This is a genomic window from Mycetocola spongiae (assembly GCF_020424085.1).
Lineage (GTDB): Bacteria > Actinomycetota > Actinomycetes > Actinomycetales > Microbacteriaceae > Mycetocola > Mycetocola spongiae.
Genome location: NZ_CP080203.1, coordinates 852,039 through 874,879, shown reverse-complemented (window position 1 = coordinate 874,879; position 22,841 = coordinate 852,039). Strand labels below are relative to the sequence as shown.

Sequence of the window (22,841 nt, the reverse complement as noted above, 5' to 3'; positions counted from 1 at the left end):
TTTAGTTATTTGTGTTAAAAGGGCGAATTGAATCGGAAACGCCGATGCGCTAGCGTTACGGGTAAATTAGGTAGACCGTTACACGGGGAAGAGATGATGCGCAACACTCCGGAAATCCACCCCCTCCCGCGCCTGGTGGCCGCGCTCAACGCGCACCACGATCGGCCCGGCGATAACGGCGCGCTCGGGGAGGCCCTGGGTGGATTTCGGGGCGGCGAGGGGCCGTTCCCCGCGGGCGCACTGGAGGAGGTGCGCCGGGGCCTGGACGACCTGAACCCGATTTTTGACCTCGGTGATGCCGCCGCCGCTGCCCCCGTCCTGAACGACCTGCTGGCGCGCAGCTCCGGCGCCCCGCGGCTGAGCGACCACGACGGATCACGCTGGCATCTGCATACCGATCTGCCCGCGTTCTCCTGGTGGAACTGGTGTGTTGCCTCAGGTGCGCTGGGGCTGGCCACAGCCCTCAGCGAGCGCGGCCGGGTCGCCTGGGGGCGCTGCGATGCCGCGGGCTGCGCGCGCGTCTATCTGAATACCGGGAGCGGGGCCGATCGGCGCTATTGCTCCACCACCTGTGGCTCGCGCATGCGCGTGGCCCGGCAGCGGCGCCTGCGCGCCGAGAGGGAGTCCACCGCATGAGCTTCACCCCCTATCCCGATCCGCGTCCGCTGGATTCGCCCTGGCCCGCGGCCCGGGATCCGCGCGAGATGGCCGCCCGGGACCTAATCGGCGCCGGCCTCCGGCTGAGTCCCTATGATCCCCGCCGCGATGCGGCCGAACTTTTTGCGGCGCTGGATCACGATGCCTGCTGGGCGCATGTGCGCCGGCGGCCGGATACCCCGGAGGAGCATGCCGCCACGCTTCTTTCCGCGGCCGCGGCGGGGGAACGGGTGCCCTGGGTGGTGCGCCTGGGGCGCCCCCTTGCCGGCCTGGCCGCCGGCGCGGTGGTGGGCACCACCTCGTTTCTGGATATTGTGCCCGCGGATGCCCGGCTCGAGATTGGCAGCACCGCGTATACCCCGGCGGCCTGGGGAGGTCGGGTGAACCCCGAGGCCAAGCTGCTGCTGCTCACCCACGCCTTTGAGGCGCTGGGCATGGGGCGCGTGCAGATTAAGACCGATGTGCGTAATGAGCGCTCGCAGCGGGCCATCGCGCGGCTGGGTGCGCGGCCCGAGGGGGTCCTGCGCCGCCATATGCGCCGCGAGGACGGCAGCGTGCGCGATACCGCGATGTTCTCGATCATCGCCGAGGACTGGCCGCGGGTGCGCGCCGGGCTCGAGGCGCGCCTGGCCTAGTCGCCCGCCCGCGCGGCCTCCAGGAGCTCGCGGATGCGCGGCTCGGCGGCCCGCGCGGCGGCGGGGGTAAACGCCAGCCGGGTGCGCCGCTCGAGGATATCCTCCACGCGATGCGCCCCCTCGGCGCGCAGCGCAAAAATCACCTCGGCCCCGCGATAGTCCACCCCCGGGGCCACCGGCTCGCCCAGGCCGGGATCCGCGCGGATGAGCTCGCGGATTGTTGTGGCCTCGGTGCCATAGCGGCGGGCCAGGGTATCCGCCGCATCGCCCCGGCCCGCGCCGCCGCCCACCAGCACAATTTTCCGCGTGCCGCAGGGCCGACGCCGGCCGAGCCGCTCGGCCGCGGCATCCACCGCATCCTCGGCCATGCGCCGATAGGTGGTGAGCTTGCCGCCGATAATGCCGATCGGCTGGCCGGGGCGATCCACCAGCAGGTGATGGCGCGAGACATCCGCGGTGGGCCCACCCGCACCCACGAGCGGGCGCAGCCCGGCAAAGCGGCCCAGGATGGCCGAGGCGGGTAGCTCCGCGCCGAGGGTATCCGCGAGCAGGCTCAGCAGGAATCGCTCATCCTCCTCGGGAATATGTGGGGCATAACCATCGGCGCGGGGATCGGCCTCATCGGTCAGGCCCAGATAACAGACCCCGCCCGGCTGGGGGAGCACAAAGAGGAAGCGGCCAAATTTTCCGGGCACCGGAATGGTAAACGCGGCGCGCGGATTTCCGAGTGCCGCGGCATCCAGCACGAGGTGGGTGCCGCGGCTCGGCGAGAGCCCCAGCACGGGGGTGAGGGTATCGGCCCAGACGCCGGTGGCGTTGATCACCACGCGGGCGCGGGCGCGGTGCCTCGTGCCGGTGCGGGTATCCTCAAATTCCGCGGTTGTCTCGGTGCAGGAGAGCACCCGCGCATCGCGAATAATCTGGGCGCCGTGGGCGGCCGCGGTGCGGGCCACGGCGATCACGAGGCGCGCGTCATCCTCCACCTGGCCGTCCCAGTAGAGCAGCCCGCCGCGCAGCCCGGCCTCGGGGAGTGCGGGTATCAGCTCCCGGGTGGCCGCGGGGCCCAGCACCCGCGGGCGCGGTAGGACCGCTGAGGAGAGCCCGGAGGCCCGCCGCAGCAGGTCGGCCAGCCGCACCCCCAGCGAGGTCAGTGCGGTCTCCAGTCGGCCCGAGCCCGCGGTGCGCGGCACCAAAAACCCGAGGGGGCGGGTGAGATGGGGGGCGATGCGCGCCATCAGATAGCGGCGCTCGAGTGCCGATTCCCAGGCCAGGCCCAGATCGCCCTTGGCGAGATAGCGCAGGCCGCCGTGCACCAGTTTGGAGCTGAAGCCACTTGTGCCGCTGGCCAGGTCCCGGGCCTCCAGGAGCGCCACCGAGAAGCCGCGACTCGCGGCATCCAGCGCCACCCCGGCCCCGGTGATCCCGCCGCCGATTACGATAATATCCACGGGTTTTTCCGTGACCCGCGCCAGGGATCGCGCGCGCTGGGCATCGTTCAGGAGTGAGCTGGCGGGGGGCTGCATGATGATTTCCCTTCGGGTTCCGGGCTAGTCCCGGGTGAGATAGGCGTGAAGCATGTCCCCGAGCCGCTCGATTGCCGCGTCCAGCTGGCCCGTGCGGCGCAGCATGCGCGAGGCCACGGCCACGCCCTGAATCGCGAGCAGGATGCTGAGCTCATCACCCGGGCGGGGCGAGAGGGAGCCATCCCGCACACCCTCCGCGAGCAGGCCCGCGATGGCATCAAGGACGATGTCCTGGCTGTGTCCGAGGCGATCGGAGAGATAGGGGGTGAGGAGTTCGGGATCGCTCTCGCGCACCGCGGTTATCAGCTCGGAGCGCTCAAAGGCGAGGATTCCGGCGGTGCCGAGGTGCACCAGGCGCTCGCGCGCGGTTCCGGCGGGGGCGGAGGCGAGGACGGCGTTGATCTCGCGCCGAAACTCGCGCGTGAGGGTGGCCAGCACGGCGCTGTCCACGCTGCCCATCGCGCGGTAGAAGGTCATCCGGGAAATGCCCGCGGCATCGGCAATATCCTGCGCGGTGGTGCGGCGCACCCCGTAGCGAATCACGAGGCCGCGGGCGGCGTCGAGGATCGCCAGATCGCGCGCTCCCGTCGCGCTGTCCGCAACCGGGCCGGGGGTGGTACGTTGTGCCGTCATGTGTAACACTGTATCGCATGGGTGCAAATATTTCCGAGTCGATTCCTCATTCCGTCTGGTGGGGCTGGGGTGACCCCGCGCGGGCCACGCCGCTCTCGCCCGAAATCCTCACGCTCCTGCGCGAGCGCTTCCACTACAACGCCGATGCCATCCTCTCCCCGCCCGTGGCGCTCGAGGATGTGGTGCTGGGCGAGGGGGCGCTGGATGCCGAATCGGAGGAGCTGCTGCGCGGAATCGTGGGTGCCCCCTATATTTCCGCCGCGCGCCTGGACCGCGTGGTCCACGCCGGGGGCAAAAATACCCCCGATCTCCTGCGCCGCCGCGGGGGAGACGCCCGCGATGCCCCGGATGCCGTGGTTTATCCCGGCTCGGCCGCCGAGGTCCTCGCCGTGCTGGCGCTCTGCTCCGAGCGGCGCATCGCCGTGGTTCCCTTCGGGGGAGGCACCAGCGTTGTGGGTGGGGTCGAGCCGCTGCGTGACCGCTTCACCCACCTGATCACCCTCGACCTCTCCCGGCTAAACCGCCTGCTGAGCGTGGACCCGGTCTCGCGCACCGCCACCTTTGAGGCCGGCATCCGCGGCCCCGCGATCGAGGCCGCCCTCGCCGCCCATAATTTCACCCTCGGGCACCTGCCGCAGAGCCATCAGGAGGCCAGCCTCGGCGGTTATGCCGCCACGCGCTCGGCCGGCCAGGCCTCCACGGGCTATGGCTCAAGCGATGAGCTGATCACCGGCCTGCGCGTGCAGACCCCGCGCGGCGAACTGCGCCTGGGGGGCCGCGCACCGGCCAGTGCCGCGGGCCCCGATCTGCGCGAGCTCTTCCTCGGCAGCGAGGGGGTGCTGGGGGTGATCACGGAGGTCACGGTGCGAATCAGCCCGCGGGTCACCGCCAAGAGCTATGGGGCGTGGGCGTTCAGCAGTTTTGAGGCGGGGGCCGAGGCGCTGCGCCGGCTCGCCCAGGACGCCCCGGCCGGGGATATCCCCGAGGTCTGTCGGCTCAGCGATGCGGAGGAGACCGAACTAAACCTCGCGATGTCGGGTTCCTCCTCGGTGCGCACGCTGCGGCGCTATCTGGCGGCCCGCGGCCTGACCCACCCGGCACTTGCGCTCTTTGTCTGGGAGGGCAGCGATGGGCGCACCCGCTCCCGCCGCCGGCGCATCTCGCGGCTGCTGCGCCGCGCGGGTGGCGTCTGGGTCACGGCCGGCCCGGCGCAGGCCTGGGACCGGGGGCGTTTTGGTGCTCCCTATCTGCGTGATGAGCTGCTGGGCCGCGGGGTATTTGTGGAAACGCTCGAGACGGCGGCGCTCTGGTCCAATCTGGCCGCCACGCATGCGGCCGTGTCCGGGGCCATCCGTGCGGCGCTGGTAGAGGGGGATGCCCCGTGTGCGATCCAGGGGCATATCTCGCACCTCTATCCCGAGGGGGCCTCGCTGTATTTCACGTTCATCGCGGCGGCCGAATCCGATCCCTTTGCGCAATACGCCCGGGTGAAGGCCGCGGCCTCGGAGGCCATCGTTGCGGCCGGGGCCACGATCTCGCATCATCACGCGGTGGGGCTTGAACACGCACCCTATCTGGAGGCCGAGATCGGTGCCCTGGGCGTGCGGGCGCTCGCCGGGGTCAAGGCGGTGCTGGATCCCGAGGGCATCCTTAACCCGCGCAAGCTGCTCGGCTAGTCCGGCAGTGTCCGCGAAGGTCTCCCGCGCTGGCGCATCCGGCCGGGCGGGTGGCCCGCGGAATCGCGCGGCGCGGCCCCCGTGGCCCGCGCGGGGCAGGTATTGCGGCCCCGCGCAGGGGCCCACCCCCGGGATTTCGCTGTTAGTGTGATGTGGTTCGGCACGGCTTTGCGGGGGAGATATGGCACGGAATAGGCGGGTAATGCGAGGTCGCGCACACGCCGCTATAGTCCTGGGCGGGGCGGGCCTTATGCTCCTCACCGGCTGCAGCGGCGCGATGGACACGGCCGCCGCGGCCCCCTCCGAGGCCCACGAGGACCCCGCCGCGGTGCGCTCCGAGTTGCAGGGGCAGATTCAGTCGCTCCAGGACAGCCTCGGCGGCGGCTGGAACGACCGCGATAACCCGCTGGCCCAGCGCTGCCCCGAGGGCTATTATTTTTCGGGCCTGCGCGTGGCGCAGGCCCCCGGTGGTGGCACCGCCGAGGCGGCCGATCGCGTGGTGTCGCTGCTGAAGGAACGCGGGCTGCGGGTGGTGCGCACAAGCTTCGCCGCCGGGCATATCAGCGTGAGCGCCACGGCCGAGGACGGCGCGCGGATCCGGCTCACGGCCGAGGGAGAGGCAAGCCCCGTGCGCATCGAGGCGCAGACCGGATGCCTCCCCGGTGATGCCGGCGAACTGGCCTCGCGGGAGCTCGCGCAGCTGCGCGGCATCCCACTCCCCGAGGGCCCCTAGGCCTCGGCCAGGAGCCCTGCGTGCTCGGGATGTTCGGCAAACCAGCCGCGCACATAACCGCACGTGGGCACGATCCGGCGGGCGGGATCCGCGGCCACATCCGCGGTGGCAAACTCCACCAGCCGGGCCGCGAGGCCGCGGCCCCGATAGGCCGGATCGGTGAAACTATACGTAAAAAACACCGTATTCTCGCGCACCGTATAGGCGAGGGTGGCGGCCAATACGCCCCCGGTGTGCAGGGTATAGCGCCCGCGCCCGGTCTCATTGGCGAAAGTCTCGGTCATGACCCCAGCCTAGCCGCGCGCGCCCCGCGGCGATACGGGCAGCGCTGTCCGGTGCGCAACAGCATCTGACCGACGGGCGGATTATCACCCCGCTATTCTCGAAGAGTGGTGAGCATAGGCTTACCTATTCTTTTGCGCCCCGAGTTCTGGAGTAGTCATGTCCTTTTGTGAGTCCGCCCGCGTCGTCTCCGTGGAAACCATCACGCCACATATGATCCGCATTGGCATGGAGCCGATCGGCGGCTGGACCTGGAATACCGATGGTTGGGGCGACGAGCGCGTGGACGTGGCATTCCCCGTTCCGGGCGAGACCATCGCCGATGTGGCCTACTTTAACCAGGAGGGCTACGGCGAGGGCGTGCTGGGCGGCACCGAGCCGCCGTGGCGGCACTATACGGTGCGCCGCGTGGAAAACGAGGGCCGCCTGGTCTTTATCGATTTTGTGGTGCACGAGGGTGGCCTCGCCTCCGACTGGGCCTCGCGCGCCGAGCCCGGTCATATCCTCGGCCTATTTGCCGAGGGTCCCGCGCGGGCGCACTATCGCCGCGAGCAGGTCCGCGACTGGCAGCTGCTTGTGGCCGATGCCACCGGCCTGCCCGGGCTAGGCCGCATCGTTGAGGGCCTGGCGCCGGGGGAGCGCGCGCATGCAATCATTGAGGTGCAGACCCCCGAGGATCGCCAAACCCTGGTCACCCAGGGCGATGTGGAATATACCTGGCTCTACGGCTCGGGCCTGGGCACCTCACCCAGCGCCCTGGCGGAGGCCGTGGCCGCGCTCCCGGAGTTCCCCGAGGGCGATATTTACGCCTGGGTCGCCTGCGAGGCCTCCGCGAGCCGCGCGATCCGCAAACACCTGCGGCGCGAGCGCGGAATGTCCCGCGATAGCCATAACGCGATCGGCTATTGGAGCGATGGCAATACCGGCCATGTACACGGCATTAACCGCGATGAGGAACCCGCGGTGGCCTAGGCCCGCGGTTCCACCCCGGGCAGCAGCGCCAGCTCCTCGGCGCGGGTGAGCCCGGCCCGGCGCGGGGCCCGGTCCAGCCCGCGCCGCAGCTCGCCCACGAGGGCACCCCGCAGGGTATCGCTCACGGGGCGCAGGGTGCCCTCGGAGCGCCGAAACCGGGTATTGCTGCGCAGCGAAAATCCGGCATCCGCGCGCGGAAGCCAGAGCGGCAGCGAGCGCGGACCGGCCCAATAGCCGATACCCTCCGCGAGCAGCCGCTCATCGGAAACGGTGATCACGGGGCCGCTATGGCCCGCGACCGCCCGCGCGAGCATCAAAAAATCGGCCAGCGGAAGCGCATGGCCCACGGCGTTGATGATTCCCGTGGTGCCGCGCCGCCCCGAGCGGGCCACCCAGCCCGCGAGGTCCTCCGCGTCGATCGCCTGCGCAAAACGCCCGGCGGTATCGGGGATGAGCACGGGACCGGCCCCGGCCAGCGCAAATCTTCCCACCCAGTAGCCAAAACGATCCGAGGGATCCTCCCCGCCCGCGATCAGTCCGGGGCGGGCTATCAGCGCCCGCTCCCCGAGCGCCGCCCGGGTCAGCGCCTCGCCGTGTGCCTTCCGGGCGGCATAGTCTCCCGCCGGATCGGCGGCCACGATGCGCGCGAGCTCGGTGGCTCCCGGGGTGGAGTTCTCGGCGTAGACGGACACGCTGGAGATAAACGTCCAGTGCCGGGCGCGCGGCGCGAGCGCGGCGAGCGCACCGGCCACCAGCGCGGGCTCCAGCGCCAGCTCGATCACGGCGTCCCAGTCGTGGCGCGCCACGCGGTCATAGGCGCGGGGATCGCTGCGGTTGATCCGCAGCGGCTCCACACCCTCCGGAAACTCCCCGCTGTCCCCGCGGGCGAGGGCTGTCACCGCGTGGCCCTCGGTGAGCAGTGCCCGGGCGATTGCGCGCCCGAGCATTCCGTTGCCGCCGAGGAGGAGGGTGCCGGGCATCGTGGTCCTTTCGCGCGAGTGATGAGGCCCAGTCTAGGCGTGATCGGCGATCTCCACCCTTTTCTCCACCCCGCCGGCCGATGTGCACCACCCGGGTCCGGGGCGATCCTAAAGACATGACTTCTACAACCCTGATTAGCGGTATTCTCAGCATTTTGATTCTGGCCTGGCTCCTGACCAACCAGCTGCGGTTGCGGCCCCTGCGCTCGCTGCGGCGGCGCTCAATGATCGGCATCGCGCTGATCGTGGGCGGGATATTCCAGGCCCTGCCGTTCCTGCAGACGCACCCCCTGAACGCGGTCGATTTTGCCCTGCTGGCGCTGAGCCTGCTGATCGGTATGGGCCTCGCCACGGTGCGTGCCCGGACGATTAATTTTTTCCCGCGCGAGGACCGGCTCTATATTCGCGGCACCTGGCTCACCGCCGCGCTCTGGATCGTGGGTATCGCCCAGCACCTGCTCATGGATGCGCTGATCACCCCGGGGCTGGGTATGGCCACCCTGACGCTCTATTTTGGCCCGGTATTACTCGCCCAGGCCGCGGTGGTCTCGCTGCGTGCGCGCCGCCTGGAGCCCGCCGCGGCCTGAGCCGCGGCGGCCGCGTCCGTCCGTGATTCCCCTTCCGCCAGCCCGGGTATCTCCCGGAAAAGGCTTGTTAGGCTGGGCGTGCGGCAGGCACCGGGCCGCCGGGGTTGGGCCGATCGGTCAGGCCACGGGGTCTCGGCCGTGCGCGGCATCGGCCGATTTCGCGCGAGAGGCACACAGCATTCCGGAGCGCCGCGATCCCGGCCTCCGGTCCAGGGAGAATCCATCATCATGACCATGAGCCCCGCCCGTACCCCACATATTGCCCGCCAGCTGCGTCGCGGGGGAGTTCTTCTTGCCGCGGCGGCCCTGGCCCTGGGCCTCTCCGGCTGTGGCGCGTCCACCCCGGAACCGGCCGCGAGCCCCGCGGGTGCCGCGCCCGCCGCCCCCGTGGAAATGCGGGTGGGGGCGGAGCCCGGCGCCGCGGGTGTGCCCGATGTGGAGATCTACGCCGATTATGCCTGCCACTGGTGTGCCGCGATGGATATTGCCGTGTCCGATTATCTGGATCGGGCGGTAGCGGATGATGCCATCTCGCTGCGCTATCACCCGGTGGCGATCCTCGGCGGGGCCGATTCGCTCTCGCGCAATGGCGTGGCCGTGGCCGGCTGCGTGGCCGATGCGGATGTTACGGCCTTCCCGGCCTTCCATAACGCGATGTTCCACGCCCAGGACCCCGATAATATGCGCGATATTCCGGTATCGGAGATGCTCACGTTTGCGGAGAACGCCGGGGTACTCGATATGGACGGCGTGCGCTCCTGCGTGCAGGCGGGCACCTATCTGCCCTGGGCCGAGGCCCAGGCGGAACTCGCGCGCACCCAGCCGCTGCCCGGCACCGGCAGCCCGCTGAAGTCGGTGCCCACGATCCTCGTGAACGGCGAGGCCTATTCGGGGTCCCCGCTTGAGGTGAACGAGCTGCGCGCGTTTATCGAATCCCACGCCTCCTAGTCGAGCTGATCCAGATAGCGCATGATGACGCCCTCGCGCAGCGCCCAGGGGGAGACCTCGAGGCGCGGCGCCTGGAGCACGGTCATCGCCTCGCGCAGCACGATGCCGCCCGCGGCGATCTGAAACGCCCGGTCCTCGGTGATGCCGGGGAGGGCGTGCCGGGCCGAGGCGGGAATCTGGGCCACGCGCGGCACCCAGCCGGAGAGCTTTTTGAGGCTCAGGTGGGTGCGATCATCCGCGCCGATTCCCTCGCTGGTGCGTCCCGCGAGTTTCGCGAGCGAGCGGATGGTCTTGGAGGAACCCACGATATGATCCGGGACCGGCTGCCCGGCAAAAAGTGGAAGCACGGAGGAGATCACGGAGTGGGCATGCTCGGCAAGGCCCAGTGTCTGCTCCTCGGTGGGGGGATCATCGTGCAGGAAGGATACGGTGGTGCGTCCCGCGCCGAGCGGGAGGCTCACGGCCACATCGGGATATTCATCGCTGCCCTGGCTGATTTCCAGCGAGCCGCCGCCGATATCAAAGACCAAAATATTGCCCGCGGACCAGCCGTACCAGCGCCGGATCGCGAGGAAGGTGAGCCGGGCCTCCTCCTCGCCGCTGAGCACCTGAAGGGTGATCCCGGTCTCGGTGGCGATGCGCTCCAAGACGGCCTCGCCGTTGCTCGCCTCGCGGATCGCGGAGGTGGCCATCGGCAGCAGGTGATCAATATTCTGGGCGGCGGCCACCTCGGCCCCCGTGCGCACGGCCTCGATCAGGGCGCGCACGCCGATCTCGCTGATCGACCCATCGGCCTGGATATAACGCATCAGGCGCAATACCGATTTATGATCCGTGGTGGGAACCGGGCCCGCGCCCGGATGCGCGTCCACCACCAACAGATGAACGGTATTGGAACCGACGTCAAGCACACCTAATCGCATGAACACACAGTACCCCCTCGACGGCCCCATCCGGGGGCCCCGGGCGGGACCGGCATCCCGCCCGAAAGCGTGCGATATCGGAGCCGGGCATACCATCGCTCCCGAACGGGGGTAGGCTTTCGCCCCGTGGCCCCCAAAGATCAGCCCCGAGGGGGATGTTCCGCGTCGGCGGCCCGCGCTACGATAAACACCCCCGTGGGAGTTGCGCCCATGGATTCATACGTTGCCTGAACCAAACCAGGATGGTTATTACATGCTCTTGCGACTCCTCCTGCAATACTCGCGCCCCTATAAGGCGTGGATTATTGCCGTTGTCGTTCTTCAACTCGTGGCTACCATAGCCGCGCTCTACCTGCCCAGCCTGAACGCCCAGATCATCGATCGCGGCGTGGCCCAGGGTGATACCAACTTCATCTGGAATACCGGCGCCCTGATGCTGGCCGTATGCCTCGTGCAGGTGGTGGCCGCGATCGGTGGCGTTTATTTTGGCGCCAAGACGGCCATGGCCGTGGGCCGCGATCTGCGGCGCGGCGTCTTCTCCCAGGTCGGCGAGTTTAGCGCCCAGGAGATGGGCACCTTTGGTGCCCCCACGCTGATCACCCGCGGTACCAACGACGTCCAGCAGGTGCAGATGCTCCTGCTGATGACGCTGAACTTCATGGTATCCACCCCGATCATGTGCATCGGCGGCATCATCATGGCGCTGCGCGAGGACGCCGGCCTGTCCTGGCTGGTCTGGGTCTCGGTGCCGGTCCTGATCGCCGTGGTGGGCCTGCTGGTTGTTCGCCTCATGCCCCTGTTCCGCTCGATGCAGGAAAAGATCGACAACATCAACGGCGTGCTGCGCGAGCAGATCATCGGTATCCGCGTGGTGCGTGCGTTTGTGCGCGAGCGCTTCGAGACCGAGCGCTTCGGCGATGCCAACCAGGCCATCACCCAGGTATCCCTCAAGGTGGGTGCCCTGTTTGTCCTGATGTTCCCGCTGATTGGCATGATCCTGCACGTGGCCACCGCCGCGGTGCTGTGGTTCGGTGGGCACCGCGTGGACGCGGGCAATATCGAGGTGGGTTCCCTCACAGCCTTCCTGCAGTATCTGCTGCAGATTCTCGCCGCGGTCATGATGGGCACGTTTATGGTCATGATGATTCCGCGCGCCGTGGTCTGTGCCGAGCGCATCGGCGAGGTCCTGGACGTGGAGCCCGGAATGCACGATGCCGAGCGGGAGCGCGAGCTTCCCGAGACCCGCGGCGTGGTGGAGTTCCGCGATGTGAGCTTCGGCTATCCGGGCGCGGAAAAGCCCGTGCTCTCGGGCCTGAGCTTCACCGCCGAGCCCGGGCAGACCACCGCCATTATCGGATCCACCGGTTCCGGTAAAACCACCCTGCTGAACCTCATCCCGCGGCTCTATGACACCAGCGCGGGCGAGGTCCTGATCGACGGCGTGCCCGTGCGGGAGCACTCCCGCGCCCAGCTCTCCGAGCGGGTATCAATCGTGCCGCAGCGCCCGTTCCTGTTCTCGGGTACCGTGGCCAGCAACCTGCGCTTTGGCAAGGCCGAGGCGAGCGATGACGAGGTATGGCATGCGCTCACCGTGGCCCAGGGCGCCGATTTTGTGCGCGCCAAGGAGGAGGGCCTGGAAACCCCGATTTCCCAGGGCGGCACCAATGTCTCGGGCGGTCAGCGCCAGCGGCTGTGTATCGCCCGGGCACTCGTGGTCAAGCCCGCCGTTTATCTTTTTGACGACTCGTTCTCCGCGCTGGATGTGGCCACCGATGCCCGCCTGCGGGCGGCGCTGAAGCCCGAGACCCGCGGGGCCACCGTGATCATCGTGGCGCAGCGGGTGTCCACCATCACCGATGCCGACCAGATCATCGTCATGGACGATGGCGCGATCGTGGGTCGAGGTACCCATGAGGAGCTCCTGGAAAGCAATGAGACCTATCGCGAGATCGTTCATTCGCAGCTGAGCGTTGAGGAGGTGGCATAACCATGGCTAAAAAACCCCAGGATCCGGTAGTGGAAACCATTATCGAGGAGGAATTTGACGAGCGTGAGCTCACCGCCGGCGGAAGCGACGATATGTTCGGAGGCGGTGCGCCGCCCAAAAAGGCCAAGCATTTTTGGCCCTCCGCCAAGCGCCTGATGGGCCTGCTCTCCACGCAGCGCCTCGGCGTGAGCATCGTGGTGGGCATGGTGGTGATCTCGGTGGTGCTCAGCGTGATCGCCCCGAAGATTCTAGGTATGGCATTTGACGTCATCAATACCGGCGTGATCTCCAAGCTCCTGCCCGCCGGGCAGAGCAAGGAGGCGGTCATCGCCGGGCTGCGTGCAGCGGGCGAAAACGACCGTGCCGCGCAGCTCGAAAAGCTCAATATCGTTCCCGGTGAGGGCATCGATTTTGCGAGCCTGAGCCGCATCATCTTCCTCGTATTGCTGATGTATCTGGTGGCGTCCATCTTCATGTGGGCCCAGGGCTATATCCTCAATAAGCTCGTGATGAGCTCGGTGTTTAAGCTGCGCCGCGATGTGGAAGCCAAGCTGAATAAGCTGCCGCTGAACTATTTTGATACCCGGCAGCGCGGCGATCTGCTCTCCCGCGTCACCAACGATGTGGATAATATCCAAAACGCCCTGCAACAGGCGTTTGCCCAGCTGATCCAGGCGGCCCTGACCGTGGTGGGCATCGTGATCATGATGTTCATCGTGTCCTGGCAGCTTGCCCTGATCGCCCTGGTGGCACTCCCGCTCTCGGCCATCGTGGCCGGCGTGATCGGTGTGCGCTCCCAGAAGCTTTTTGCGGCCCAGTGGAAAAACACCGGGCGGCTGAACGGCCAGATCGAGGAGTCCTTCTCCGGTCACGACCTGGTCACCGTTTTTGGTCGCCAGAAGGACATGATGGAGACCTTCGACGAGCGCAATACGGAGCTCTATAAGGCCTCGTTTGGTGCCCAGTTTGTCTCAGGCATGATCATGCCGGCGATGCAGTTTGTCTCCTATCTGTCCTATGTGGGCATCGCGGTGGTGGGTGGCCTGCGGGTCGCCACCGGGCAGATGAGCCTGGGAGACGCCGTGGCGTTTATCCAGTACTCGCGTGAGTTCACGCAGCCGCTGAGCCAGATTGCCGGCATGGCCAATATGCTGCAATCGGGTGTGGCCAGCGCCGAGCGCACGTTTGAGCTGCTGGATGCCGAGGAGCAGACCCCGGATATCGCCACCGCCGAGCTGCCCGCCCGCGCCGATGGACACGTGGAATTCGAAAACGTCACGTTCTCCTATAACCCGGAGAACCCGCTGATCGAGGACCTCTCCTTTGAGGCCCAGCCCGGGCATACCATCGCCATCGTGGGGCCCACGGGTGCGGGTAAAACCACGCTGGTGAACCTCGTGATGCGCTTTTATGAGCTGCAATCGGGTCGCATCCTCGTGGACGGCACCGATATCACCCGGGTCTCGCGGCACGATCTGCGTTCCAAGGTGGGCATGGTGTTGCAGGATGCCTGGCTCTTTGAGGGCAGCATTCGCGAGAATATTCGCTATGGACGCCTGGACGCCACGGAGGAGGAGATCATCGCGGCCGCGCAGGCCACCTTTGTGGACCGCTTTGTGCGCCAGCTGCCCGATGGCTATGACACCGTGATCGATAACGAGGGCGGTAATGTTTCGGCCGGCGAGAAGCAGCTGATCACGATTGCGCGGGCCTTCCTCGCGCAGCCGTCTCTGCTGATCCTGGACGAGGCCACCTCCTCGGTGGATACCCGCACGGAGCTGCTGGTACAGCAGGCCATGGCGGCGCTGCGTCACGACCGCACCTCGTTTGTGATCGCGCACCGCCTGTCCACGATCCGCGATGCCAATACCATCCTGGTGATGGAGGCGGGCCGCATCGTGGAGCAGGGCTCACACGCCCAGCTGCTTGAGGCCAAGGGTGCCTATTACGATCTGTATATGACCCAGTTCTCGGGTGCAATCGACGACGGTGCGGCCCCCGCGACCGGCGCGATTACCGTGACCGAGGGGTCCCCGGTGGCCGAGGCCTAGGCCGCATCACCCCGGAAATGCCGCGGGCGTTTGGCTCCCCTCGGGGGCTAAACGCCCGCGGTGTTTTGCGGAGGCTATGGGGAATCCGGCGCAGTTTCGCGCGGATCGTGGCGTTCCAAAAACGCCACCACCTCGGGCCGGTCCACGCCCGAGAACATCTCGGTGGGCATCGTGGCCAGCAGCGAGGAGTTTAGGCGCGCACTCGGAAAGGCGTTATTTTCCCATTTTTGGGCGAGCTCCGCGGGCGGGGTGCGGCAGCACTGCGGATCGGGACAGCGCGAGGCAAAGCGCACCTCGGTCTCGCGCCCCCGAAACCAGCGCGAATGCGCAAAATCGGTGCCCACGCTGATGGAAAACTGGCCCTGCGAGGTGGCCTGAATCTGCGAGGTGCACCAGTAGGTGCCCGCGGGTTTATCGGTGTACTGATAATAGGGGCTGAAGCGATCCTCGGCCCCAAATACCTGGCGGGCGCTCCACCTGCGGCATACTATCTGTCCCTCCACCGCGCCCAGCGCATCGGTGGGAAACTGCACGGCATCGTTTTCATAGGCCTTATGGACCACGCCGCTGGAGTGCACCTTCAGGAAGTGCACCGGGATGTCCAGGTGGGTGCTGGCCAGATTGGTGAAGCGATGCGCGGCGGTTTCATAGCTCACCGCAAATGCATCGCGCAGATCCTCGATGGAGAGGGCGCGGGCCTCCCGGGCCGCGCCCAGAAACTCCACGGCCCCGGGCTCGGGAATCAGGAGCGCCCCGGCCAGGTAATTGGCCTCGACCCGCTGGCGCAGGAAGTCATCGTAATTATGCGGCTCGCGGTGGTGCAGGACGTGCGCGGCGAGGGCCTGCAGGATGACCGAGCGCGGATCGGCATCGGGGGAGAGCGCGGGGGAGACATAGAGGCGGCCATTGGCCAGGTCGGTGACCGAGCGGGTGGAGGAGGGCAGGTCGTTAACCGTATGCAGGCTGAAGCCGAGGTGGCCGGCGAGGTCGGTGGTGCTGCGCTGGGTGAGTGGGCCCCCGTCGTGGCCGATTGCGCGCAGCAGACCCGCGGCCACCTCCTCCAGCTCGGGATAGTGATTTGAGCGCGCGCGCATCGTGCGGCGCAGCTCGGTATTGGCCCGGCGGGCCTCCTCGGGGGTCGCGGCACGCTCGGTATAGACGGTGGTGAGTGCGTCGTGCAGCCCGAGGATGGTGCTGATCGCCTCATCGCTGAGGGTTTTGCGCGCGGGAAGCGGGGGGAGGCCCAGTGAGGAATAGAGCGGCCCGCGCTGGGCGCGCTCGAGGGCGATCTCAAGCGCGGCGCGGGGGCTGGGGGCCTCGGGACTGAGCAGCTCGGCGGGCTCCACCTCGAGCGCTTGCGCGAGGCGTTGGATCTCCGCGAGCCGCAGATCGCGGCGGCCATTTTCGATCACCGAAACCTGCGAGGCTGCGCGGCCGATGCGGGTGCCCAGCTCGGCCACCGTGAGCCCGCGGTCGAGGCGGAGCTGGCGCACGCGGTGGCCGATGATCAGGGGATCGTACATGGCTCCATCCTCGTCCCGGCGCGGCGGGCGCGGGTGACTTCCCCCAGTGTGACATTGCGAGTTCTTGCGCGAAATAGAAATAGCTGTTTTTTTCTGTGAGTGTGGGCGGGATCCGGGGTGCGGCCTCCCGCGGGTTTTCCGGCCGCGCCGCCGCCACCCGGGGTGCCGCCCGCGATTTCGGGGAGGCCGCCGCCCGCCGCCGGATCACGGGCGTATCGCGCCACTGCAGAAAATCTGAGGGCCAGAATAACCCGCCAAGTTTTAGCGAGATGGTGGGGTCACCGCGGCCCTCCCGGGCGGAGAGTGGACACAGAACACCCCATCAGTCAAGCAAAGGAGCTCCCCATGAATACCCGTCCCGGAGACCAAAACCAGACCGCAGAGCAGCTTGAGACCGCCTGGAAAACCGAGGCCCGCTGGAACGGAATCCGCCGCGATTATTCGGCGGAGGACGTGGTAGCCCTGCGCGGCACCGTGGGCGAGGAACACACGCTCGCCCGTCGCGGCGCGGAAAACCTATGGAACCTCATCAACCGCACGGACGGCTCCTGGGTACACGCCCTCGGCGCCCTGACCGGCAACCAGGCGGTGCAGCAGGTGCGAGCCGGGCTGGAGGCCATCTATCTCTCCGGCTGGCAGGTGGCCGCCGATGCCAACCTCTCGGGGCAGACCTATCCCGATCAGAGCCTCTATCCGGCCAATTCCGTGCCGCAGGTGGTGCGCCGCATTAATAACGCGCTGCTGCGGGCCGATCAGATCGATACCGCCGAGGGCAGCACCGCACGCGAGTGGCTCGCCCCGATCGTGGCCGATGCCGAGGCCGGATTTGGGGGGCCGCTCAACGCCTATGAGCTGATGTCCTCGATGATCGCGGCCGGCGCGGCCGGGGTGCACTGGGAGGATCAGCTCGCGAGCGAGAAAAAATGTGGACATATGGGGGGCAAGGTTTTGGTGCCCACCGCGCAGCATATCCGTACGCTCAACGCCGCACGCCTCGCCGCCGATGCGGCCGGGGTGCCCAGCATCATCATCGCCCGCACCGATTCACTCGCGGCCAATCTGATCACCAGCGATGTGGATGCGCGCGATCGGCCGTTCCTGAGTGGCGGGCGCACGGCCGAGGGCTTTTATGAGACCACCCCCGGCATTAATACCGTCCTCGCCCGAGGCCACGCCTATGCCCCCTATGCCGATCTGCTCTGGGTGGAATCGGCCGAGCCCGATCTGGAGCTCGCGCGGCGCTTTGCCGAGAGCATCCATGCCGAGTTCCCGGGGAAAAAGCTCGCCTATAACTGCTCGCCCTCCTTCAACTGGAAGAGCCATCTCGACGATACCCAGATCGCGAGTTTCCAGCGCGAACTGGCCGCGATGGGCTATGCGTTCCAGTTCATCACCCTGGCCGGTTTCCACTCGCTGAACCACTCCATGTATACGCTCTCCCGCGGCTATCACGAGCGCCAAATGAGCGCCTATGTGGAACTCCAGGAGGCCGAGTTTGCCTCCGAGGCCGATGGCTATACCGCCACCCGGCATCAGCGCGAGGTGGGCACCGGCTATTTTGATCGCATCGCCACGGCACTCAACCCCGAAAGCGTCACCCTGGCCCTTGTGGGCTCCACCGAATCCGAACAGTTCTAACTCACCGAAAGGCTCCGATCATGACCGCTTATACCCGCATCACCGTCCTCGGTGAGCGCACCGAGGACTTCAACCGGATCCTCGGCGATGACGCACTGGATTTTGTGGCCCGGCTGCACGATCATTTTGCCGGTCGCCGCCACGAGCGGCTGCGCGCAAGAATGGGAGCCCGCGAGGCCGTGGCCAATGGCCGCAACCTGCGCTTCCTGCCCGAGACCGCGGCGGTCCGCGAGGATCCGCGCTGGCGGGTGGCCGGGGCGGGGCCCGGGCTCGAGGACCGGCGCGTGGAGATCACCGGCCCCACCGATCGCAAGATGACCATTAACGCCCTGAACTCCGGGGCGCGCGGCTGGCTCGCCGATCTGGAGGACGCCACGAGCCCCACCTGGGAAAACATAATGGGCGGGCAGGTTTCGCTCCACGATGCAATCCGCGGCAGGATCGACTTCACCAGCCCCGAGGGCAAGGAATATCGGGTGGGGGAGAATACCCCCACGATCATCCTGCGTCCGCGCGGCTGGCACCTCGTGGAAAAGCACGTACTCTTCACCGACCGGGCGGGCATCGAATCCTCCGCCTCCGCCTCGCTCTGGGATTTTGGGCTCTACCTATTCCATAATGCGCGGGCCCTGATCGACGGCGGCCGCGGGCCCTATTTTTATCTCCCGAAGATCGAAAACCATCTGGAGGCGCGGCTCTGGGACGATATCTTCACCTTCTCGGAGAATGCGCTGGGCCTGCCCCATGGCATCATCCGGGCCACCGTCCTGATCGAAACCATCACCGCCGCCTTCGAGATGGAGGAGATTCTTTATGAGCTGCGCGAGCACTGCGCGGGCCTTAACGCCGGGCGCTGGGACTATATCTTCAGCCTGATCAAGACCTTCCGCTCCCGCGGTGGCGAGTTCCTCCTCCCCGACCGCGAGAAGATCACCATGACGGTGCCGTTTATGCGGGCCTATACCGATCTGCTGGTGGCCACATGCCACCGCCGCGGGGCGCATGCGATCGGGGGGATGAGCGCGTTTATCCCCAATCGGCGCGATCCCGAGGTCACCGAGCGGGCCTTCGAACGGGTGCGCGAGGATAAGCGCCGCGAGGCGGAGGCGGGATTTGACGGCACCTGGGTGGCCCATCCCGATCTGGTGCCGATCGCCGAGGAGGAGTTCACGCGGGTGCTGGGCTCCCGGCCCAATCAGCTGGAGGTGCTGCGCGAGGATGTGCGGATAAGCGCTCCCGACCTGCTTAATATGGCGGGCATCGACCGGGCCGTGAGCGATGCCGGGGTGCGCGGCAATGTTTCGGTGGCCCTGCGCTATCTGGAGAGCTGGCTGCGCGGAATCGGAGCGGCCGCGATTGATAACCTCATGGAGGATGCCGCCACGGCCGAGATCTCCCGCTCCCAGCTCTGGCAGTGGATCCACTACGGCGTGATCACCACCGAGGGCACCCCGATTACCCGGGAATGGGTGGCGGCACTGCTGGCCGAGGAGAGCGCCACCCTGGGTGAGGCCGCCGGTGCCGGCAACCGCTTCGCCGAGGCCGCCGGGCTGGTGCGGGCGGTGGCGCTGGAGGAGGATTTCCCCACGTTCCTCACGATCGCCGCCTATACGCAGTATCTGGTCGCCGTGCCCGAGGCGGTCGCCGCCTAGGGGCGCCGGTATGCAGCCCGCCCGTCCTTCCCTGCCCGGGGGAGGACGGGCGGGCCGCTGTCTGCCCGTCGCTGTCTTTCGTCGTGGGCGGGGTGCCGGCGGGCGTTGATCGGGCGTTGTATATGGCCGAGTCCGCGGCTCGCGGTGCTGCCCTCCGCTGGACGCCGCTCTCCGCGGGGTGCTCGGGCGGTCGTCTGTTCCTTTGTGGGGAATCATGGACGACGCCCGAATGCCCGAATGCCCGGGTGCGCGGCGCTCGCGGTCCGCCCGGCCGGGTGCGCGGACACAGCGGGGTGGGCCGCGGGGATTATCGGGACCGTGCGTTCCGGGGAGTCACCAAGAGAGGGCTATGGATAGCGAGAGACTTCCGGGTGGGAGGGCCTCCCGGCCACGGTCGAAAGGAATGGACGGTGCCGCGCGGCCCGCGCCTCCCGAGCCCGGCCGATCTCGGCGCCACCCGGACGGAGAAATGCCAACAGCGGCGGCCGAGGCCCGTGCCCGAGGGTGCCCGGCGCGTGCATGATTGCCGGGGTGCCCGAGGTACCTGATCGGTGTGGTCTCCGGGGTCTGGCAGGCCGCAGCGCCGGGCGGCGCGATGCGCCCGGATTCGCCGGGCAGGATGGGTGCCGCTCACCCGCCGTGGAGGACGGGTGCTGCTCACTCGTGGTTGAGGATGGGTATTGGCCACTCGCCGTGGAGGATCGGCTATCCGGCTATTTAGCTTGCGAGTCAGCTCGCTCACCCGCCGTGGAGGATGGGTGTTGCTCACTCGACGTGACGATGGGTGTTGCTCACTCGACGTGACGATGGGTGTTGCTCACTCGTGGTGGAGGATTGGCTATCTGGCTATCTGGCTATCTGGCTTGCGAGTTAGCTCGCTCGCTCGCCCGCCGGGGAAGCGGGTTGCGTCGTGATCGCACCGGGAGGATGGGTGTTGCTCACTCGACGTGAGGATGGGTGTTGCTCACTCGTCGTGGAGGATTGGCCATCTGGCCATCTGGCTATCTGGCTATCTGGCTTGCGAGTTAGCTCGCTCGCTCGCCCGCCGGCGAAGCGGGTTGCGTCGTGATCGCACCGGGAGGCTGGGTGGCGCTCACTCGATGCTGAGGAATAGCTAGCTCGCCGGGGAGGATGGGCCGGGCCTCTCGCCCGCCGCGGGGGTACGCAGCGCGGCAATGAGGCCGGGGAGGAGCATGTCAAGACCCTCAAGAAAAAGCGCGCGCGGGGTGCCCAGCGGATAGGTGAGAAAGCGCGCGGCGCGGCTGAGGCCCTCCTCGGCCAGGCCCCGACGGACCTTCACGGCCAGATCGGAGTCGGGATCGGGTGGCAGGGCCGCGGGGCGCTGCGTGATCAGCGCCCCAAGCGTATAGTTCCACAACGTGCGGTAGGCGGCCATTCCCGTGGACTCATCGGCCCCCAGCTCATCGGCCGCGGCCAGGATCTCCTCGGTGAGATGCAGCGCGCCCGCACCAACCTGACCACCGCGGCGCAGCACATCCACCACCCAGGGCCGTTCGCACAGCACGTCATAGATCTCCACCGCGAGGATCCGGAGCCGCTGCTCGGGGGTGCCGGTGGGGGTGACCAAAACCAGATCCTCGGCGGCACGGTCCAGGACCGCGCCAAGCACGGCCTCCTTATCGCCCAGATGACGGTAGATCGCCGCCAGGGCGGTGCCCGAGGCGGCCGCGAGGGAGCGCATCGAGAGCCCCTCCACACCCGAGGCCTCCAGGATCAGCTGGGCCGCATCCAATACCGACGCGGACTCAAATTCCACGGGACGCCCGACGCCGCGCGTGCGCGGGGAGGAATCCAGCGGGGGAGGGGGGATGCTCATAACCCCATCCTCTCGCGTTTATCCGCCCCGCGCAATAATTATGAGAACAGTGTTGCATAATTGGGTTTTTGGATTTAGGCTCAACTCGTCGCCGGGAGCGTCCCGCCTCGTGAAAGGTCCCATGTCCCCCCTCAAAACCCCGTCCCCCGCCACCCCGATAAAGCGCCCCCAGGTGGGCCTGATGCTGGGGGCCGTATTCCTGGTGTATCTGGCGCAGATGACACTGAATCCGATCATTGCCCCGCTGGCCCGCGAGGTGGGCCTCGCGGAGTGGCAGGTGGGGGTGATGATCAGCGTGGCGGCAATCTGCATCATGATCTCCAGCCAGTTCTGGGGGAGGAAATCGCTGTCCTGGGGGCGAAAGCCCGTGCTGATCGGGGCACTCACCCTCGCGATGCTCTCGATGGTGGCCTTTGCCCTCCTTGCGCGCCTCGGCATGGCCGGCATTCTCGGTGGAGTGGGGCTATTCCTGCTGCTGGTCTTGGTCCGCGGTGTGTTTTTTGGGCTGGCCATGGCCGCGGTGCCGCCCACCGCGCAGGCCTATATCGCCGATGTCACCGAGACCGAGGAGGCCCGGGTTAGGGGTATGGCCGGGATGGGCGCGGTGCAGGGGATTGCGATGATCTCGGGGTCCATAATCGGTGGTCTCCTTGCCGGCTTTGGGCTGATGGTGCCGCTGATCTTTGTGCCCTGTGTGCTCGCGGTTGGCGCGCTGCTGGTTCTGGTTCTCTTGCGCCGGGAGAGCCCGCGGGAGCTGCTGGAAAACCCGCCGCATGTGCGGCTCTGGGATTCTCGGGTCTGGCCGTTCCTCGCCGCGGGCTTTGGCATGTTTACGGCCCTCGGGCTGATCCAGGTGATCGCCGGTTTTATTATTCAGGACAGGTTTAGCCTGGATTCTCGAGCCACCGCCGTGGCCACGGCCGCGGCCTTCCTGGTATCGGGGATCGGGCTGGCGGGCGCACAGGCGGTATTGGTGCCGCGCCTGGGCTGGCATCCCCACCGCCTGCTGCGCGCGGGGGCCGCCGTGGCGCTGCTGGGTTTTGCCGTGATGATCCCCACCGCCGGTATCTGGCTTTTCCTGCTGGGCATGCTGGGTGTCGGGCTCGGGCTTGGGTTGGCAATGCCGGGTTATGTGGCCGGGCCCTCGCTGTTGATGACCCGCGAGGAGCAGGGGGCCATGGCGGGGCTGATTGGCGCCAATAATGCCGCCACGTTTGTGCTGGCGCCCACGATCGGCACCGCGCTCTATACGCTTTGGCCCCCGCTCACGCTGATTCTGAGCGCCGTGCTGATGCTCGCGGTGCTGTGTTTCACAAGCCTGCACCCGCGGTTCCGCGTGATACCGGCGGAGGTCAACGTCGAATCCTAGCCTGGTGCCCCTTCCCGTGCCCGCTTCCATGCCCATGCCCGGTACCCACACCCGGTACCCACACCCGGTACCCACACCCGGTACCCACACCCGTTTCCGTTCCTGTGCCGGTTCCGGTCCCGTTCCCGTGCCGGTTCCGGTCCGGTTCCCGTTCCCGTGCCGGTTCTGGTCCCGGTTCCGTTCCTGTGCCGGTTCCGGTTCCGTTCTCGTTCTGGTTCCGTTCTCGTGCCGGTCC

The 22,841-nt window shown here is 67.6% G+C and carries 19 protein-coding genes; 12 read left to right on the top strand and 7 right to left on the bottom strand.

Translation table 11 applies throughout. The features are described from left to right. Positions 1–93: 93 nt before the first annotated feature. Positions 94–636 carry a CGNR zinc finger domain-containing protein gene (locus tag KXZ72_RS04090; RefSeq protein WP_226082464.1) on the top strand — a complete coding sequence of 181 codons (543 nt, stop codon included), beginning with the start codon at positions 94–96 and terminating at the stop codon, positions 634–636. Beyond that, positions 633–1,292 carry a GNAT family N-acetyltransferase gene (locus tag KXZ72_RS04085; RefSeq protein ID WP_226082463.1) on the top strand — a complete coding sequence of 220 codons (660 nt, stop codon included), beginning with the start codon at positions 633–635 and terminating at the stop codon, positions 1,290–1,292. The genes KXZ72_RS04090 and KXZ72_RS04085 overlap by 4 nt, the downstream gene beginning before the upstream one ends. Here KXZ72_RS04085 and KXZ72_RS04080 read toward each other — a convergent pair. Together KXZ72_RS04080 and KXZ72_RS04075 are read right to left on the bottom strand one after the other, a co-directional pair. Continuing rightward, complete coding sequence (locus KXZ72_RS04080) at positions 1,289–2,815, bottom strand: glycerol-3-phosphate dehydrogenase/oxidase (protein WP_226082462.1); 1,527 nt, start codon at positions 2,813–2,815, stop codon at positions 1,289–1,291. The genes KXZ72_RS04085 and KXZ72_RS04080 overlap by 4 nt on opposite strands. Before the next feature lie 24 nt (positions 2,816–2,839). After that, a complete protein-coding gene (locus KXZ72_RS04075) occupies positions 2,840–3,448 on the bottom strand; it encodes a TetR/AcrR family transcriptional regulator (RefSeq protein WP_226082461.1) in 609 nt (202 codons plus the stop codon). A gap of 17 nt (positions 3,449–3,465) precedes the next feature. Between KXZ72_RS04075 and KXZ72_RS04070 the strand changes: the two genes are divergently transcribed. Both KXZ72_RS04070 and KXZ72_RS04065 read left to right on the top strand, forming a co-directional pair. After that, entirely contained in the window at positions 3,466–5,124 is a 1,659-nt protein-coding gene (locus KXZ72_RS04070) for an FAD-binding oxidoreductase (RefSeq protein WP_226082460.1), read from the top strand. Positions 5,125–5,374: 250 nt separating this feature from the next. Beyond that, positions 5,375–5,857: a hypothetical protein gene (locus tag KXZ72_RS04065; RefSeq protein WP_226082459.1), complete on the top strand. Its 483-nt coding sequence runs from the start codon at positions 5,375–5,377 to the stop codon at positions 5,855–5,857. Here the strand turns inward: KXZ72_RS04065 and KXZ72_RS04060 are convergent. Continuing rightward, positions 5,854–6,141 carry a GNAT family N-acetyltransferase gene (locus tag KXZ72_RS04060; protein ID WP_226082458.1) on the bottom strand — a complete coding sequence of 96 codons (288 nt, stop codon included), beginning with the start codon at positions 6,139–6,141 and terminating at the stop codon, positions 5,854–5,856. The genes KXZ72_RS04065 and KXZ72_RS04060 overlap by 4 nt on opposite strands. A gap of 157 nt (positions 6,142–6,298) precedes the next feature. Here KXZ72_RS04060 and KXZ72_RS04055 point away from each other — a divergent pair, with 157 nt between their 5' ends. Next, positions 6,299–7,111, top strand: a complete 813-nt coding sequence (locus tag KXZ72_RS04055) for a siderophore-interacting protein (RefSeq protein WP_226082457.1) — start codon at positions 6,299–6,301, stop codon at positions 7,109–7,111. On the opposite strand, the gene KXZ72_RS04050 is transcribed toward KXZ72_RS04055, so the two are convergent. After that, positions 7,108–8,091, bottom strand: coding sequence for an NAD-dependent epimerase/dehydratase family protein (locus KXZ72_RS04050; RefSeq protein WP_226082456.1), 984 nt, complete (start codon positions 8,089–8,091; stop codon positions 7,108–7,110). The two genes, KXZ72_RS04055 and KXZ72_RS04050, sit on opposite strands and share 4 nt — an antisense overlap. A gap of 116 nt (positions 8,092–8,207) precedes the next feature. Between KXZ72_RS04050 and KXZ72_RS04045 the strand changes: the two genes are divergently transcribed. Continuing rightward, positions 8,208–8,678: a hypothetical protein gene (locus tag KXZ72_RS04045; protein ID WP_226082455.1), complete on the top strand. Its 471-nt coding sequence runs from the start codon at positions 8,208–8,210 to the stop codon at positions 8,676–8,678. A 228-nt stretch (positions 8,679–8,906) separates the two neighbouring features. Continuing rightward, entirely contained in the window at positions 8,907–9,626 is a 720-nt protein-coding gene (locus tag KXZ72_RS04040; RefSeq protein ID WP_226082454.1) for a DsbA family protein, read from the top strand. On the opposite strand, the gene KXZ72_RS04035 is transcribed toward KXZ72_RS04040, so the two are convergent. Then, a complete protein-coding gene (locus KXZ72_RS04035) occupies positions 9,623–10,549 on the bottom strand; it encodes a Ppx/GppA phosphatase family protein (RefSeq protein WP_226082453.1) in 927 nt (308 codons plus the stop codon). The genes KXZ72_RS04040 and KXZ72_RS04035 overlap by 4 nt on opposite strands. A gap of 253 nt (positions 10,550–10,802) precedes the next feature. On the opposite strand from KXZ72_RS04035, the gene KXZ72_RS04030 reads away from it, so the two are divergent. Both KXZ72_RS04030 and KXZ72_RS04025 read left to right on the top strand, forming a co-directional pair. Next, on the top strand, positions 10,803–12,536 hold the full coding sequence (locus KXZ72_RS04030) for an ABC transporter ATP-binding protein (protein ID WP_226082452.1): 1,734 nt from the start codon (positions 10,803–10,805) through the stop codon (positions 12,534–12,536). Between the two features lie 2 nt (positions 12,537–12,538). After that, on the top strand, positions 12,539–14,587 hold the full coding sequence (locus tag KXZ72_RS04025; RefSeq protein ID WP_318999886.1) for an ABC transporter ATP-binding protein: 2,049 nt from the start codon (positions 12,539–12,541) through the stop codon (positions 14,585–14,587). 74 nt (positions 14,588–14,661) lie between these two features. Here KXZ72_RS04025 and KXZ72_RS04020 read toward each other — a convergent pair whose 3' ends face one another. Next, a complete protein-coding gene (locus KXZ72_RS04020; protein WP_226082451.1) occupies positions 14,662–16,110 on the bottom strand; it encodes a helix-turn-helix transcriptional regulator in 1,449 nt (482 codons plus the stop codon). 345 nt (positions 16,111–16,455) lie between these two features. On the opposite strand from KXZ72_RS04020, the gene aceA reads away from it, so the two are divergent. Together aceA and aceB are read left to right on the top strand one after the other, a co-directional pair. After that, positions 16,456–17,748, top strand: a complete 1,293-nt coding sequence (aceA, locus tag KXZ72_RS04015; protein ID WP_226082450.1) for an isocitrate lyase — start codon at positions 16,456–16,458, stop codon at positions 17,746–17,748. 20 nt (positions 17,749–17,768) lie between these two features. Further along, a complete protein-coding gene (gene aceB, locus KXZ72_RS04010; RefSeq protein WP_226082449.1) occupies positions 17,769–19,400 on the top strand; it encodes a malate synthase A in 1,632 nt (543 codons plus the stop codon). Between the two features lie 1,114 nt (positions 19,401–20,514). Here the strand turns inward: aceB and KXZ72_RS04005 are convergent. Beyond that, positions 20,515–21,237: a TetR/AcrR family transcriptional regulator gene (locus KXZ72_RS04005; protein WP_226082448.1), complete on the bottom strand. Its 723-nt coding sequence runs from the start codon at positions 21,235–21,237 to the stop codon at positions 20,515–20,517. Positions 21,238–21,358: 121 nt separating this feature from the next. Here KXZ72_RS04005 and KXZ72_RS04000 point away from each other — a divergent pair, with 121 nt between their 5' ends. Then, positions 21,359–22,606 (top strand): MFS transporter, encoded by a 1,248-nt coding sequence (locus KXZ72_RS04000; protein ID WP_226082447.1) that lies wholly within the window; start codon positions 21,359–21,361, stop codon positions 22,604–22,606. Positions 22,607–22,841 lie beyond the last annotated feature (235 nt).

Excerpts from the sequence above, each read along its gene's own strand:
- KXZ72_RS04075 (WP_226082461.1), bottom strand. The coding sequence starts at position 3,448 with ATGACGGCACAACGTACCACCCCCGGCCCGGTTGCGGACAGCGCGACG.
- KXZ72_RS04040 (WP_226082454.1), top strand. The coding sequence starts at position 8,907 with ATGACCATGAGCCCCGCCCGTACCCCACATATTGCCCGCCAGCTGCGT.
- aceB (WP_226082449.1), top strand. The coding sequence starts at position 17,769 with ATGACCGCTTATACCCGCATCACCGTCCTCGGTGAGCGCACCGAGGAC.
- KXZ72_RS04045 (WP_226082455.1), top strand. The coding sequence starts at position 8,208 with ATGACTTCTACAACCCTGATTAGCGGTATTCTCAGCATTTTGATTCTG.
- KXZ72_RS04090 (WP_226082464.1), top strand. The coding sequence starts at position 94 with ATGATGCGCAACACTCCGGAAATCCACCCCCTCCCGCGCCTGGTGGCC.
- KXZ72_RS04030 (WP_226082452.1), top strand. The coding sequence starts at position 10,803 with ATGCTCTTGCGACTCCTCCTGCAATACTCGCGCCCCTATAAGGCGTGG.
- KXZ72_RS04000 (WP_226082447.1), top strand. The coding sequence starts at position 21,359 with ATGTCCCCCCTCAAAACCCCGTCCCCCGCCACCCCGATAAAGCGCCCC.
- KXZ72_RS04055 (WP_226082457.1), top strand. The coding sequence starts at position 6,299 with ATGTCCTTTTGTGAGTCCGCCCGCGTCGTCTCCGTGGAAACCATCACG.
- KXZ72_RS04065 (WP_226082459.1), top strand. The coding sequence starts at position 5,375 with ATGCTCCTCACCGGCTGCAGCGGCGCGATGGACACGGCCGCCGCGGCC.
- KXZ72_RS04025 (WP_318999886.1), top strand. The coding sequence starts at position 12,539 with ATGGCTAAAAAACCCCAGGATCCGGTAGTGGAAACCATTATCGAGGAG.
- KXZ72_RS04020 (WP_226082451.1), bottom strand. The coding sequence starts at position 16,110 with ATGTACGATCCCCTGATCATCGGCCACCGCGTGCGCCAGCTCCGCCTC.
- KXZ72_RS04005 (WP_226082448.1), bottom strand. The coding sequence starts at position 21,237 with ATGAGCATCCCCCCTCCCCCGCTGGATTCCTCCCCGCGCACGCGCGGC.
- KXZ72_RS04035 (WP_226082453.1), bottom strand. The coding sequence starts at position 10,549 with ATGCGATTAGGTGTGCTTGACGTCGGTTCCAATACCGTTCATCTGTTG.
- KXZ72_RS04070 (WP_226082460.1), top strand. The coding sequence starts at position 3,466 with ATGGGTGCAAATATTTCCGAGTCGATTCCTCATTCCGTCTGGTGGGGC.
- KXZ72_RS04050 (WP_226082456.1), bottom strand. The coding sequence starts at position 8,091 with ATGCCCGGCACCCTCCTCCTCGGCGGCAACGGAATGCTCGGGCGCGCA.
- KXZ72_RS04080 (WP_226082462.1), bottom strand. The coding sequence starts at position 2,815 with ATGCAGCCCCCCGCCAGCTCACTCCTGAACGATGCCCAGCGCGCGCGA.
- KXZ72_RS04085 (WP_226082463.1), top strand. The coding sequence starts at position 633 with ATGAGCTTCACCCCCTATCCCGATCCGCGTCCGCTGGATTCGCCCTGG.
- aceA (WP_226082450.1), top strand. The coding sequence starts at position 16,456 with ATGAATACCCGTCCCGGAGACCAAAACCAGACCGCAGAGCAGCTTGAG.
- KXZ72_RS04060 (WP_226082458.1), bottom strand. The coding sequence starts at position 6,141 with ATGACCGAGACTTTCGCCAATGAGACCGGGCGCGGGCGCTATACCCTG.